Below are 14,542 nucleotides of genomic sequence, written 5' to 3'. Positions count from 1 at the left end.
ATCGAATAACGCTCTACTCGGGGTTCGGGGGAATCCGCCAGCTTCCGACCGATGGAGTGAGATTTGAGCCCCCGCTCTGTTCTCAGTGTCTTGACCGTCCTCCTGCTCGCGCTCGTGGCACCGCTCGCCGGCGCCTCCTACGCGCAGGACGAGGCGCCGACCGCAACGTTCAGCAAGCCCTCCACCTGGGGTGCCGGATGGGAGGGACGATTCACCCTCACCAACGCGTCCGACACCGCGATCAACGGATGGCGCGTCGAGTTCGACCTGCCCGCAAGCTCCTCCGTCGGCTCGTACTGGGACGCGCTGCTGACCAAGAACGGCCAGCGCCACACGTTCCAGAACCGCGACTACAACGCCACGATCCCGGCCGGCGGTTCGATCACGTTCGGGTTCCTCGGGAACGGTCCCGACGTCCCGGAGAACTGCACCTTCAACGGTGGCCCCTGTACCGGCGGCTCGGGCGAGCCCGACCGGCTCGGCACACCGGGCACCCCCAAGATCAGCGCCAGGACCGAGAGCTCCCTCACGCTCAGCTGGGCGGCGGGCACCGGCTCGCCGACCGGCTACCGCGTCTACGAGGGCTCCGACCTGCGGGCCACCGTCACCGGCACCACCGCCACGATCAGCGGGCTCGCCAAGTGCGCCACGCACAGCTACACGGTCAAGGCCTACGACGACGCCGGTGAGTCCCCCGCCAGCGTCGCCGTCACCGGGACGACCGACGGATGCGCGACCGGCCCGCTGCCCAAGCACTTCCTGACCGGCTACTGGCACGACTTCGTCAACGCGGCACGTGAGATCAAGCTCTCCCAGGTGCCCGACGAGTACGACGTCATCGCGGTGGCGTTCGGCGAGTCGACCAGCCGCCACGGAGAGGTCTCGTTCCGGGTGGACCCCGAACTGGCCAAGGCGGTCGGCGGCTACACCGACGAGCAGTTCAAGGCCGACATCAAGGCGCTCCAGGCCAAGGGCAAGAAGGTCATCCTGTCGGTCGGCGGTGAGAAGGGCGCGATCTGGGTCGGCAACGCCGGCGCCGCGACCCTGTTCACCAACTCCATGTACGAGCTGATCAACGAGTGGGGCTTCGACGGCGTCGACATCGACCTGGAGAACGGCATCAGCGCCCAGTACATGGGACAGGCGCTGCGGGCGCTGCACGCCAAGGTGGGCAACGACCTGATCATCACCATGGCGCCGCAGACGGTCGACATGCAGAACACCGGAGCGGGCTACTTCCAGCTCGCGCTGAACATCAAGGACATCCTCACCGTCGTCCACATGCAGTACTACAACTCGGGCACGATGCTCGGCTGTGACCAGCAGGTGTACTCGCAGGGAACGCTCAACTTCCTGACCGCGCTGGCCTGCATCCAGCTGGAGAACGGGCTGCGTCCCGACCAGGTGGCGCTCGGCCTGCCGGCCGGAGCGGGCGCGGCGGGCGGCGGTGTCGTCCAGCCGGGGATGGTCAACAACGCGTTGGACTGCCTCGCCAAGGGCACGAACTGCGGTTCCTACAAGCCGTCCCGCACCTACCCCGGTATCCGCGGCGCGATGACCTGGTCGATCAACTGGGACCTCTCGAACGGCGGCAGGTTCGCCAGCACGGTGGGCCCGCACCTCGACACGCTTCCGTAGCCGGACACGCTCTCCCAGAGGGACGGACATGAAGAAGATCTGGGCCCCGGCGGTGCTGACCGCCGGGCTGCTCATCGGGCTCCCGAACCCGGCGCAGGCGGCCAACGTGCTCGCCAACGCCGGCTTCGAGAGCGGGTCGCTGAACGGCTGGACCTGCGCCGGCGGCGGCACGACCGTGACCACCCCCGTGCGGACGGGCTCGTACGCCCTCGCGGGCGGGGTGAGCGCCGGAAGCACCGGGCAGTGCTCGCAGACCGTCAGCGTCAAGCCCAACACCGCGTACGAGCTGTCCGCGTGGGTGCGCGGCAGCTACGTGTACATGGGCGTGACCGGTGGCAGTCGGACGTGGGCTCCGTCCGCGTCCGACTACACCAAGCTGTCGCTGTCGTTCACGACCGGCGCCGACCAGAAGACCGTGGAGATCTACCTGCACGGTTGGTACGGCAACGGCGCGTACCACGCCGACGACGTGGTGCTGGACGGTCCGGGCGGCGAACCCCAGCCCGGGGTCCCCGGCGCGCCGGGGTCCCCGCGGGTCGGGACGGTCACCGACGACTCGATCGCCCTGTCGTGGGAACCGGCGCCCGGAACGGTCACCGGCTACCGCGTGTACGAGGCCTCCGCCGTCCGGGCCACGGTGACCGGCACGAGCGCCACCATCTCGGGCCTGGACGCGTGCAGCTCGCACAGCTACACGGTCGTCGCGTACAACGACGTCGGCGAGTCGTCCAGGTCGGCGGCGGTCAGCGGCCGGACGAGCGGCTGCGTCGACACCGGTCTGCCGAAGCACGCGCTGATCGGCTACCTGCACGCCAGCTTCGCCAACGGGTCCGGCTACGTGCGGATGGCGGACGTCCCGGACTCGTGGGACATCATCAACCTCGCGTTCGGTGAGCCGACGTCGTCCACGTCCGGTGACATCCGGTTCAACCGCTGCCCGGTGAGCGAATGCCCGAACGTGGAGAGCGAGGAGGAGTTCACCGCCGCGATCCGCGCGAAGCAGGCGCAGGGCAAGAAGGTCCTGATCTCGATCGGCGGCCAGAACGGCCAGGTGCAGCTCACCTCGGCGGGCGCGCGGGACGCGTTCGTCCGGTCCGTGTCGGCGATCATCGACAGGTACGGGCTGGACGGTCTCGACGTCGACTTCGAGGGCCACTCGCTCTACCTCAACAGCGGTGACACCGACTTCCGGAACCCGACCACCCCGGTGATCGTGAACCTGATCTCGGCGTTGAAGTCGCTGAAGGCCAAGTACGGGAACGACTTCGTCCTGACAATGGCGCCGGAGACGTTCTTCGTGCAGGTCGGCTACCAGTTCTACGGCGGCTCGGGCGGCGCGGACAACCGGACGGGCGCCTACCTCCCGGTGATCCACGCGATGCGGGACGCGCTGACCGTCCTGCACGTCCAGGACTACAACTCCGGGCCGGTCATGGGGCTGGACAACCAGTACCACAACATGGGCGGCGCGCAGTTCCACATCGCGATGACCGACATGGTGAAGGCCGGGTTCCCGGTCGCGAAGACCGGTCACACGTTCCCCGGCCTGCGCCCCGACCAGATCGGCATCGGCCTGCCCGCCGCGGTCAGCGCGGGCAACGGTCACACGCCGCCCGCCCAGGTGCAGCAGGCCGTGAACTGCCTCGTGAAGGGGCAGGGGTGCGGCTCGTACCAGCTCCGCGGTGGGACGTCCCCGGCCTTCCGCGGGCTGATGACCTGGTCGATCAACTGGGACCGCTACTACAAGTGGGAGTTCATGAACAGCCACCGCCCCTTCCTCAACGGCCTTCCGTAACCCCTCGGCCTCGCGTCTCGCGAGCCGTCCCCGTACCTCCGAGGAGGCCCCGGGCCTCCGCGTCCGGGCCTCCTCGGAGAAACCCACCCCACCGGAAGGAACCCCGATGAGATCGAACCGAGCGAGACAGGCGGCCGCGGTCACGGTCGCCGTCCCGGCGGCGTCCGTGCTCGTGGTGCTCGGCACCGCGACCGGCGCGAGCGCGCACGGCACGATGTCCGACCCGCCGAGCCGCGTGTACGCCTGTAAGAACGAGGGACCGGAGAGCCCGAAGTCCGACGCGTGCAAGGCGGCCGTGGCCGTCAGCGGCGCCCAGCCGTTCTACGACTGGAACGAGGTGTCGCTGATCAACGCCGGCGGCAAGCACCGGGAACTCATCCCGGACGGGCAGCTGTGCAGCGCCGGCCGGGCCAAGTTCCGCGGCCTGGACCTCCCGCGCGCCGACTGGCCCGCCAAGCCGATGTCGTCCGGCCCGCAGACGATCACGTACCACGCGACCGCCCCGCACGGGGGCAGCAACTTCGAGTTCTACATCACCCGTCAGGGTTGGGACCCGACGCAGCCGCTGCGCTGGTCGGACCTGGAGCACATCCAGACGTTCAAGAGCCAGAACCCGACCACTTTCACCAAGTGGACGATCAACATTCCGCCGCGTACCGGCAGGCACGTCCTCTACTCGATCTGGCAGCGGGTGCTGTACAGCGAGGAGGCGTTCTACACCTGTTCCGACGTCGACTTCGGAGGAACGAGCACACCCCCGACCGACCCACCGACCGACCCGCCCACCGACCCACCGACCGACCCGCCCACGGACCCGCCGACCGACCCGCCGAGCAGCGGCTCCTGGACCGCCGGCACGGCCTACAAGGCGGGCGACCAGGTGACGTACGGCGGCGTGTCCTACAAGTGCCTGCAAGCGCACACCGCGCTCGCGGGCTGGGAACCCGCGAACACCACCGCGCTCTGGCAGAAGGTCTGAGCGCGGCAGGATGACCGAACGCGATGAGTTGCCTCCCATGAAGCGCCACGCGACCGAACGCCCCGCGGCCGTACCTCCCGCGGCCGGCCCCCGGACGACCGACCTCCCTGCGACCGACCGTCATACGGCCGTTTCCCCTGCGGCCGCACCCCCTGTGACGGACGGCGACCCGTCGGAACGTCCCGCGGCTATGCGCGGCGTAGTCAAATACGGCGCGGTGGCGCTCCTCATCGCGTGTGTCGCCTTGGTGTTCGCCCAGTGCGGGGCCGCCGGCGGTTCGCCGTCCGGCGGCCCCGCCCCAGCGTCACGCGGCGGAGACGGCTTCAACTCCCAGGACGTGATGTTCCTCCAGATGATGCTGCCGCACCAGGAACAGGGCGTGAAGCTCGTGCGCCTGGCGAAGGAGCATCCGGTCAGTCCGCAGGTGCGGACGCTCGCCCTGGCGATCGAGAGCACGCAGATCGCCGAGGCGGAACAGATGCAGCGACGCCTGCGCGAGTGGCGACGACCGCTGCGCGCGCAGACGCACGAACATGCCGCGCACGGCGGCATGCCCCAGACCACCGACGCCGAACTGGCGGTGTTGGTGCGGAACCCGCCGGACCGTTTCGAGCGCGCGTTCCTCAACCTGCTGATCGGCCACCAGGACGACGCCCTCCAGATGGCCCGTCTGGAGACCGGCAAGGGCGAGGACGCCTGGACGCGGAACCTGGCGGCACGCGTCGACCGGTCACGGTCGGCGCAGATAGATCAGATGCTGGCGATACTCGGCCCCCCATCCTCGGAAGGATCCCGACCCCCGGAAGACTCCCACCGGAAGTAGGTGTTCGGCATGCGCCGAATGATCGGAATCTTGCTCACCTTCGTCGTCGTGGCCGCGCTCGCCGTCGCTCCCGCGCGCGCGGCGGACCGCCTCACGGCGACCTTCAGCTTGTCCGGGACGACCGGAAAATATGTGGTTACCAATCCCGGTTCGTCCTCTATCAGCGGTTGGACGTTGACGTTCGAGCTCCCCGCGGGTGTGACCGCCAGCAGCCCGCAGAACGCCACGTTGTCGCAGGACGGCACCAAGGTGACGCTCCGCCCGCTGTTCTACATCGACACGCTTCGCGGCGGCGCGACCACCGACCCGTACAGCCCGACGTTCACGTTGAGTTCCGCGGCCCAGCCGGCGAACTGCAAGTTGAACGGCGCGAACTGTGACGGCACGGGTGAGGCGCCGCCGACGGCGGACGGCGTCACCGCCGCGTACTCCGTCGAGGGATCGCGCGCCAAGTTCATCGTGGCGAACAACTCCTCGGCGACGATCCAGTCCTGGTCGATCGTGTTCACCCTGCCCGCCGGCGTCACCGCCAGCAACGCCGACAACGGGTCGCTCAGCCAGACGGGGAACACGTGGACCCTGTCCCCCGCCCACTACAACAGCACCGTGGGCGCCGGACGGACCACCGAGCCGTACAGCCCGACGTTCACCGTGAGCAGGTCGGGCGCGCAGCCGGCCACCTGCCGCGTCAACGACGTCAACTGCGACGGTTCGGCGGACGCGCCCCCGGCGGCGCCCGGCAACCTGACCTCGCCGGTGAAGACCACCAAGACGGTCACGCTGGACTGGGACGAGGCGAAGGCCGGCAGCCTGCCGATCACCGCGTACGAGGTGTACAACGGCGACACGCTCGCCACGACGGTGCCGGACACGGCCGCCACGGTCACGGGCCTCACGCCCAACACCGAGTACACCTTCACGGTGAAGGCGCGGGACCGCAAGGGAACCCTGTCCCCCGCCAGCTCGCCCCTCACCGTCAAGACGAACAACCCGGCCGACGACACCGTGGCGCCGTCCGTCCCGACGGGGCTGCGCAGCACCGGCAAGGACTCCGGCAGCGTGAAGCTGGCGTGGAACGCCTCGACCGACAACAGCGGCGTGGCGAACTACGACGTGCTGGTGAACGGCAAGGTCGCGACGACCGTGACGGAGACGTCCGCGAACGTCGCGGGGCTGTCGCCGTCCACGAAGTACAGCTTCAGCGTCAAGGCCCGCGACAAGTACGACAACGTGTCCGAGGCCAGCTCGGCCATCGAGGTGCAGACCGCCGACGTGGTCGGCGACGGCTACGCCAAGGTCGGCTACTTCGTCCAGTGGGGCATCTACGGTCGCCAGTACTTCGTGAAGAACCTGGACACCACCGGGAACGCGCGGCGGCTGACCCACATCAACTACGCGTTCGGCAACATCGACCCGCGCAACCTGACGTGTCTGCACGGTGTCACCAAGGGCACCTCGCAGAACCCGCAGGACCCGAACCAGGGTGACGGCGCGGGCGACGCCGAGGCCGACTACGGGCGTCCGTTCAGCGCCGGGCAGTCCGTCGACGGCGTCGGCGACACCGGCTGGGAGAAGCTGCGCGGCAACTACAACCAGCTGAAGAAGCTCAAGGCGAAGTACCCGCACCTGAAGGTGCTGATCTCGCTCGGCGGCTGGACGTACTCCAAGTACTTCTCCGACGTCGCCAAGACCGACGCGTCCCGGAAGAAGTTCGTCGAGTCCTGCCTCGACATCTACATCAAGGGCAACCTGCCCGTGTACAACGGCGCGGGCGGCCCCGGGACGGGCGCGGGCATCTTCGACGGCATCGACCTCGACTGGGAGTGGCCGGGCGCCGAGGGGCACCCGGGCAACCACGTCAGCCCGGACGACAAGCGCAATAACACGCTGCTGATCGAGGAGTTCCGGCGTCAGCTCGACGAGATGACCAAGTCGACCGGCCAGCGCTACCTGCTCACCGCGTTCACCCCCGCCGACCCGGCGAAGATCGAGGCCGGCTGGGAACTGGCGGAGGTCGCCAAGTCCATGGACATGTTCAACATCCAGGGCTACGACTTCCACGGCGCGGGCAGCGACGACTCCTGGGAGCCCAAGCGGACGGGCCACCAGGGCAACCTGTACACCGACAAAGATGACCCGTACTCGTTCCACTTCAGCGTCGAGAACGCTGTGCAGCCGTATCTGGACGCCGGGATCAACCCGCGGAAGCTGACGATCGGCCTGGCCTACTACGGCCGCGGCTGGAAGGAAGTGAAGGACGGCGGCAAGGGCGGCGAGTGGCAGGACGCGAACGGCGCGGCCCCCGGCCAGTTCGCCGAGGAGGCCGGAACGCGCGGGTACAGCAACCTGCTCGCCAGCGTCCCGAACTGCCGGATCGTCCATGACGAGCAGGCGGTCGCGACGTCCTGCTACACCGGTGAGAACGGCCAGTGGTGGACGTTCGACGACGCGTGGTCGATCCAGAAGAAGGTCGACTGGCTCAAGAAGAAGAACATGCTCGGCGCGATGATCTGGGAGATGTCCGGTGACCCGGGCGTCCTGACCAAGACTCTCGACGAGAGCCTCGGTAAATGATCGACCGATCCGCCGATCACTGATCGGCTGATCCGCTGAACCCAGGGCCGGTGCCGGCTGCGAACAGCGCGGCACCGGCCCTGACCCATGTCCGGGACGGAAAGCGCAATTTTCCACACAACCCGAAGCGCCATTAATCGATCTTGATCTCGGTTCATGCCGCTCAGCTGGCTGAATAGTTCTGAATCAAGATCTGCATCAGTTGATAACGATCTTCGTGTCCACATGCGGGCATCCGGCACCGGAATCAGCCGTTGACATCCGGTTCCGCAGCGCTGTTGACTCGCTCCAAGTCGAAACCGTCCGAGAATTCGGCGAAAGATCAGCGATTCAGCATGATGCACGTGAATTCGGGGGCTTCGTGGTCACGGAGGACGACAGGACCCTTCTCAGCAGCCGCCGGCGGCTGGCCGGAGAGCTGCGGCGGCTTCGTGACCAGGCCGGGCTCTCCGGGCGGCAGCTCGCCGAGCGGATCGGGATCAGCCAGTCGAAGGTCTCCCGCATCGAGTCGGCGATCACGATTCCGACCGCCGTCGAGGTGGCCTCCTGGGGAGCGGCGGTGGGCTGCTCCGAGAACGTCGGCGCCATGCTGGGCGTCCTGGCCGACGCCGCCTACACCGAGGTCCATCCCTGGTCCACGGCCCTGCGCGATCAGGGCCACCTCCAGGACGACATCCAGGAGATCGAAGGCCGGGCCAGGACGAAGCGGATCTACGAACCCTCGCTCGTTCCGGGTCTGCTCCAGACCGCGGAGTACGCGCGCCGGGTCTTCGCCATGTTCGACCCCCCGTACCTCGAGACCGACCTCCCGGTGGTGGTCACGGCCCGGTTGGACCGCCAGGCCGCGCTGTTCGACCCGGCCACCAGATTCGAGTTCCTGATCACCGAGGCGGCGCTGCGGTGGCGGGTCGGCCCGGCCCTGGTGCTGCTCGCCCAGCTCGACCGGATCGCCTCGCTGAGCACCCTGGAGAACGTCTCCATCGGTCTGATCCCGCACTCGGCCCCGGCCCGCACGCACGCCCCGCACGGTTTCGTCGTCCTGGAGTCCATCGAGGCGGCGCCCAGCGGCGGGCACGGCGACAGGGACGGGCCCGGGGACGGGGACGGGGACGGCTTCGAGGCCGACGAGGCCGCCGCACTGGCCCTGGTGGAGACCGTGCACGCCAACCTCACCGTCGGCGACCCCCTGCAGATCGCCCTCTACCAGCGGCAGTGGGCGCGGCTCGAACAGGCGGCGGTGTACGGGGACGACGCCCGTGACCTGCTGGCCTCGATCGGAGCCGACATCCGAGCGCTCGCGGAGGACGAATGATGGGGGCGGGGGCGGCTCCGCGTGCCACCGGTCCGACGACCGGTGGCACGCGGAGCCTCGGCCCCCTGACTCAGCCGAGCAGGTCCCGGATCCAGCCGCGGATCCAGCCCCGGGCGACGTCCGCCGCCACCGTCATGCGGGAGGCCACGCGCCGCAGCACCCGCGTCGCCCTCCGGACGGCGCGCCGCGGCAGGGAGCCGCCGCGCACCCGGCGGCGGAAGTCGGCGTACTCCCGCCGGCTGAACACCAGCCCCGCCTGGTACGGGTTCTTGGAGTCGCGGATCACCACCGCGCCCGCGACCACCTCGACCAGCACGCAACCGCCACCGCCGTTGCAGACGAACTCCAGCTCCGGCCAACCGGTCGTCTCGACCATGTCGATCCCTTCCCTTTCCACGCGGATCCCGCCGTGTCTCGGCGCCGGATCGGCGTTGAGATCGAGCTTCGAACAGCCCCCGTCCGCGCCCGATCGGCCTTCGGTCCGTCCTCGGTCCTCGTCCGGTCCGCCGCCCGTTCCGCCCGGCCCACGGGAGTAGAGATGATCAACTTTGAGGTTCTCGGCAGGGTGACCGCCTGGCGGGAGAACAGGGTCGCGAAGTTGCAGCCGGTCCAGCAGTTGCTGCTGGCCAGGCTGGTCGTCGCGGGCGGTCGGGAGGTCTCCCGCGCCGAGTTGGAACGGGCCGTCTGGGACGGCGCCGAGCCGGAGACCGGCCTGAAGCGCGTCGCCCATGAGGTGCGTTTCCAGCTGCGCGCCCTGCTTCCCGAGGACGCCCCCGACCCGCTTCCCGCGACCGCCGCCGGTTACGTGCTTCCGATGGACGAGGACGGCGCCGACGCGCTGCGCTTCGCGGCCCGGTTACGCGCGGCCCGGGACGCCGACGCCGGTGAGACCGTCCCGCTGCTGCGGGCGGCCCTGCGGGAATGGGGCGCGAACGCGAGCGGCCTGTACGGCGGTCAGCCGCTCGCCGGGCTGGGCGGCGCCTGGGCGGAACAGACCCGGTCCGCCCTGCGGAGCGCGTACCGGGACGCCCGTTTCCGCTGCGTCCAGGCGGACATGCGCGAACACCGCTACGAGCAGCTCGTCTGGGAGTGCGACCGGCTCGCCACCGACCTGGACGCCCTCCACGACGAGGACTTCGTCGAACTCTAGATGCTCGCCGCCTACCGGGCGGGCCTCCGGACACGCGCGCTGGAGATCTACAAGCGGTCCACCGGGTCCGCGGCGAGTCATTTCGACGTGCCGCTGCGGCGGAGCCTGCATCGCCTGGCCGAGCTGATCCGCGACGAGGATCCCCGGCTCCACGGCCCGGACGCCCCGGCCGCCCTTTCCGCCCCCGCTCCCGCCCCGTCCCGAGGTCCCTCCAACGTTGGGAAGACCATGACAGAACCACCGATCAACCAGACCGCCCGCGGGAAGTCCCGGGTCACCAACATGATCGGACGCGTCGACGGCGACGTCCACATCGGCGCGGAGCCCGACCCGTCCGAGAACGACGACAGGCCCGAGACCGAGGGCCGGCCCGAAAGGCGGGACGAGGCATGAGCGCCGGGTCGGGCCGTCCGTCCTCGTCGGGCTGGGGCCCCATCAACATGCAGGTGAACGACCACGCCCGGGTCAGGGACGCGTTCGGTGTCGTCAACGGCAACGTGCACATCTACGACGTCGATCCCTCGGCGACGCCGGAGAAGCGCTTCGCCACGGCGCTGCACCTGCTGGACGGCAGCATGCCGCGCCGCGCGGAGGAGCTGATCAGGGAGGCCGCCGAGGCCGGGCTGCGCTCCCACAAGGTGGCCTACTACTGGGCGCTGGCCGTGCTGAGCGGCCGGTCGTTCGACCATCTGGGCACCGACGAGTTCGGCGCGTTGCAGAGCTGCTCGCTGATGGTCGTGCCGGAGGCCGTGGACGGGTGGGTCGAGGCCCTCAACGTCATCACGCAGTTCATCAACTGCCTGGTCCGGCAGGAACGCGACGGGATGCCGGCGGACGAGGAGCTCGACCTGGTCACCGACGAGTACGGCCGGTTGCCCGCCGAGCGCCGTGAGGAGATCCGGCGGCATCTCGATCTGATCATGACCGGGGCGTTGCAGGACCAGCTCGCCGCCAGGGACGCCGAGGAGGTGCGCAGGCTCAGGATGGGCGGCGACCGCACGGAGCGCGCGTGGAAGTTCTTCGCGCCCGTCCCGGAGCCGCCGCGGGCCGTCACCCTCGACGCGCCCGAGTTCGGCACCGGCCGCCATGTGGCGGCCGTCACCGGCGCCGTCCTCGCGGGCGGTGGGGCGCTGGTCGCGTTACTTCTCACGGTCACCGCGCATCCCTGGCTGGGGTTGCTGTTCCTCACCGGGACGGTCGGCGGCGGTTACCTTCTCGCCACGTCCGGCAGGGCATGGGTGGTCTCCCGGGAGCTGATCGCGATCGACGCGCTGCGCTACGGCGAGAAGCCGCGGGAGACGGCCGCCGGCCGGTTCGCCGCGTGCCGTCGTCTCGAAACCCCCGAGGAGGAACCGGACGAGCACGTCTGGGGTGAAAGCGACAAGGCCGACGACAAGCAACGTGACGAGAAACGGCGCCGCGACCTGTTCCACCGGTTCGTGGACCTGTACGTGACCGCCTGCTTCGCGAACGAGAACCCCGACGGTTCCACCAAGCGCAACGAGTGGTGGGAGGCGACCAAGGGGATGCGCGAGCGGCTGGTGACCGACCTCAGGCGCCGCTACACCGACCCCGACCTGATGGCGGACAACCTCGCCTGGCTGATCATCTGGCAGGCCGTGCGGGCCAAGGAACGCTGGGAGGCCGGGACGCTGCGGGCCCGCCGCGAGGAGCTGGCGGACACGGCGCCCGGCGACGGGGCGGTGTTCCTCGGAGCCGCCGCGGCGGCGGTGGGCCTGATGAGCGGGCTGGTCGCGGTGCTGGCCTCGGGGATCGGCTTCACGCTGTTGACGATCCCGGTCGTGGCGCTCGGCGCGTGGATCGTGTACGGCGCCGACTTCGACGTGTACGTGGTGTCGCGGGACGTGCACGAGTCCGAGTCGGCGCTGGCCGAGGCCGAGTTCGCCGAGGCGCGGAAGGCGTTCGACGAGTGGACGGCGGTGTTGGCGGACCGTCCGACCGACGCGGAGATGGCCCGCTGGCTGGACTACGACAAGTTCTACGCCAAGGAGCTGGCCATGAAGGCCTGCGGCCTCGCCAACCGCGACCTGGTGGCGCACGCCGTCCTCACCGAGGCCCTGTACCCGTGCCAGCGGGCCCGGGTGCTGTTCGGACCGCCGCGCTACTCGCGCTACCGAGTGATCATCTTCCTGCTCACCGAGGCGGGGGTGCGGCAGGTCGGCGTCAACCTGGACTTCTTCGACGGCACGGTCTCCAACCAGCGCCGCAACAGCTTCCAGTACGTCAAGATCGCGTCGGCACGGGTGCATGAGGTCGGGGTCCGGTTCGACTCCGGCCGCCGCAAGGTGATCGTGATCGACGACGGGAACGGTGACCGGGAGGCGCCCAAGGACCTCGACTCGCTGCTGTTGAGCCAGGCGTTCCGGCTCTCGCTGGACGACGGCCACTACATCGACATCGTCGTGGAGAACTTCGACCACGGCTTCCTCGACCGGCTGCGCGAGGACGAGAACAGCCTACTGGAACTGGCCATGGACAGCTCCGGGGTGAAGGGCGCGCTACGGGTCCTGGAGTCGGTGGCCGCCGAGGGCCGCGACTGGCTCGTCCAGGAACGCATCCGCCGCACCCGGCGCCTGCTGGACTTCAACCGGGACTTCGCGGCCCGGCGGGAACTCCCCGGCCCCGCCGACCGCGGACCGAAGCCGCGCGAACTCGAAGGCTGACAACGCGGGAGGAGCGCCGAGGGCCCAGCCGGCGGGACGAGGCGAGGAGGTGGCGAACGGCACCGAGCCTGAGGAGAGCCGGGCGCCAGGCCGGGCGCCAGGCCGGGCGTCGTCGCTCGGCGGCGATCTCTTCGAGGTGCCCATGGGTCCACGCGTCGATCGTCCGCGGTGGGACGCGAGTGGTCAGCGGTTCCCTTGAGGGTCACGTGGCGTCGCCGCCCTTTCCCCGCGAACGCCGCCGACCCAGGTCACAGGGCCGTCTACTCTGTCGGAATGGTTCCCGCTTCGGGCGTTTCCCCCGCCACATCCCGTCTCGGGTGGCTTGATGTGCTTCGTGGAGGCGCGGCGCTGGCCGTCGCGCTCCATCACGCCAGCTACATCTACCTGCCGTCGCTGCGGATTCAGCTGATCGGCTGGTTCGATCCCGGCTCGTACGGGGTGCTGGTGTTCTTCCTCGTCAGCGGGTACATCATCCCCGCGTCGCTGGAGCGGCGCGGAAGCGTGCGGGGATTCTGGATCGGGCGCTTCTTCCGCATCTATCCGCTGCTGGCCGTGACGTGCCTTCTCGCGATCCTGCCGTTCCTGCTCGGGGTGCTCGGGCTCCGCGGCGGGCTGGAACAGTACTCCCCCGTGACCGCCGTCCTGGCGCACCTGACGATGCTCCAGGACATCCTGAACGTCCCCAACGTGATGAACGTCCTGTGGACGCTGTCCTACGAGATGGCGTTCTATCTGCTGGTCGTCGCGCTGTTCGTGGTGGGCGGGCATCGCCGGTCGGCGTCGGCGGCCACCGTCCTCACCCTCGTCGCGGTCGCCGCCACCGCGCTCACCGCGGCCGGTGTGCTGACCGACGGGCGCCCCGTCACGCTGCTGTCGCGCAACGCCGGGACCGGGCCCGTCGTCGCCGTGACCGCCGTCGTGCTGGTCGTCGCGATCGCCGCGGCCGTGTCGAACAGCTCCGCGCCGCGCGTCGCGGGCGGCCTGCTCGGCGGGCTGCTCGCCGCCCTGCTCGTCGCCGCGAACGGGCGCCTCGAGACATGGGAGGGCCTCACCATGCTCGCGATCATGTTCGCGGGGACGGCCGTGTACCGCGCCGAGCACGGCCAGATCAGTCGGCGCGTGGGCGCCACGACGGCGCTGGTCGTCCTGGCCGGGGCGCTCGGGAACGGGTTGTGGCAGTCGGCGCCCTACGGCTGGGGGGCGCAGTTCTCCTGGAGCGCCACGCTGCTGGCGGCGGCGTTGACGTTCGCGGTGGCGTGGCGGGCACGGCACCGCAGGTTCCCCCGCTGGGCCACCGGTCTCGGCACCATCAGCTTCTCGATCTACCTGGTGCATCCGCTGCTGCTGATGGTGGTCGTGCAGTTCCTCGACGTGTCGGCACGACAGGACCTGGTGGGTCTGACGGTCTTCGTCCTGGTGCTGCTGGCGCTGAGCTGGGCGTCGCAGCGTTGGATCGAGGCGCCCGCGCAACGTCTCGGACGGCGTCTCGGACGCCGCCTCGGCCGTCCCGCGCGAGCGGACACGACCGTCCAACCGCAGGTGCTCGCCTCCTGAGCCGCCCGCCTTCCCTGGTGAGGACGGCCCCCG

11 protein-coding genes are annotated in these 14,542 nt (G+C 69.7%); 10 read left to right on the top strand and 1 reads right to left on the bottom strand.

Translation table 11 applies throughout. The features are described from left to right. The first annotated feature begins 90 nt into the window (after positions 1-90). The 6 genes from BZB76_RS12210 (at position 91) to BZB76_RS12185 (ending at position 9,121) form a co-directional block, all read left to right on the top strand. Positions 91-1,638 carry a chitinase gene (locus tag BZB76_RS12210; protein ID WP_170180606.1) on the top strand — a complete coding sequence of 516 codons (1,548 nt, stop codon included), beginning with the start codon at positions 91-93 and terminating at the stop codon, positions 1,636-1,638. A gap of 28 nt (positions 1,639-1,666) precedes the next feature. Beyond that, the gene (locus BZB76_RS12205; RefSeq protein ID WP_121434365.1) at positions 1,667-3,433 is read left to right on the top strand and encodes a chitinase; all 1,767 of its coding nucleotides are present in this window, start codon (positions 1,667-1,669) and stop codon (positions 3,431-3,433) included. A 106-nt stretch (positions 3,434-3,539) separates the two neighbouring features. Next, positions 3,540-4,412, top strand: coding sequence for a lytic polysaccharide monooxygenase auxiliary activity family 9 protein (locus tag BZB76_RS12200; RefSeq protein WP_121434364.1), 873 nt, complete (start codon positions 3,540-3,542; stop codon positions 4,410-4,412). Between the two features lie 190 nt (positions 4,413-4,602). Continuing rightward, entirely contained in the window at positions 4,603-5,235 is a 633-nt protein-coding gene (locus BZB76_RS12195; protein ID WP_170180605.1) for a DUF305 domain-containing protein, read from the top strand. Between the two features lie 9 nt (positions 5,236-5,244). Continuing rightward, complete coding sequence (locus BZB76_RS12190) at positions 5,245-7,809, top strand: glycosyl hydrolase family 18 protein (protein ID WP_121434663.1); 2,565 nt, start codon at positions 5,245-5,247, stop codon at positions 7,807-7,809. A gap of 361 nt (positions 7,810-8,170) precedes the next feature. Beyond that, complete coding sequence (locus BZB76_RS12185) at positions 8,171-9,121, top strand: helix-turn-helix domain-containing protein (protein ID WP_121434362.1); 951 nt, start codon at positions 8,171-8,173, stop codon at positions 9,119-9,121. 70 nt (positions 9,122-9,191) lie between these two features. On the opposite strand, the gene BZB76_RS34750 is transcribed toward BZB76_RS12185, so the two are convergent. Further along, positions 9,192-9,497 (bottom strand): DUF397 domain-containing protein, encoded by a 306-nt coding sequence (locus BZB76_RS34750; protein WP_170180604.1) that lies wholly within the window; start codon positions 9,495-9,497, stop codon positions 9,192-9,194. Between the two features lie 162 nt (positions 9,498-9,659). Here BZB76_RS34750 and BZB76_RS12175 point away from each other — a divergent pair, with 162 nt between their 5' ends. From BZB76_RS12175 to BZB76_RS12160, 4 genes are all read left to right on the top strand, one after another. Next, a complete protein-coding gene (locus BZB76_RS12175; protein WP_170180603.1) occupies positions 9,660-10,271 on the top strand; it encodes an AfsR/SARP family transcriptional regulator in 612 nt (203 codons plus the stop codon). Continuing rightward, entirely contained in the window at positions 10,272-10,664 is a 393-nt protein-coding gene (locus BZB76_RS12170; protein WP_121434359.1) for a hypothetical protein, read from the top strand. Then, complete coding sequence (locus BZB76_RS12165) at positions 10,661-12,955, top strand: hypothetical protein (RefSeq protein ID WP_121434358.1); 2,295 nt, start codon at positions 10,661-10,663, stop codon at positions 12,953-12,955. The genes BZB76_RS12170 and BZB76_RS12165 overlap by 4 nt, the downstream gene beginning before the upstream one ends. Positions 12,956-13,282: 327 nt before the next feature. After that, positions 13,283-14,509: an acyltransferase family protein gene (locus BZB76_RS12160; RefSeq protein WP_211342953.1), complete on the top strand. Its 1,227-nt coding sequence runs from the start codon at positions 13,283-13,285 to the stop codon at positions 14,507-14,509. The last annotated feature ends 33 nt before the right edge of the window (positions 14,510-14,542 follow it).

The sequence above is a fragment of the Actinomadura pelletieri DSM 43383 genome, from assembly GCF_003634705.1.
GTDB classification, from domain to species: Bacteria; Actinomycetota; Actinomycetes; order Streptosporangiales; family Streptosporangiaceae; genus Spirillospora; species Spirillospora pelletieri.
This window is presented reverse-complemented; position numbering and strand designations above follow the sequence as displayed.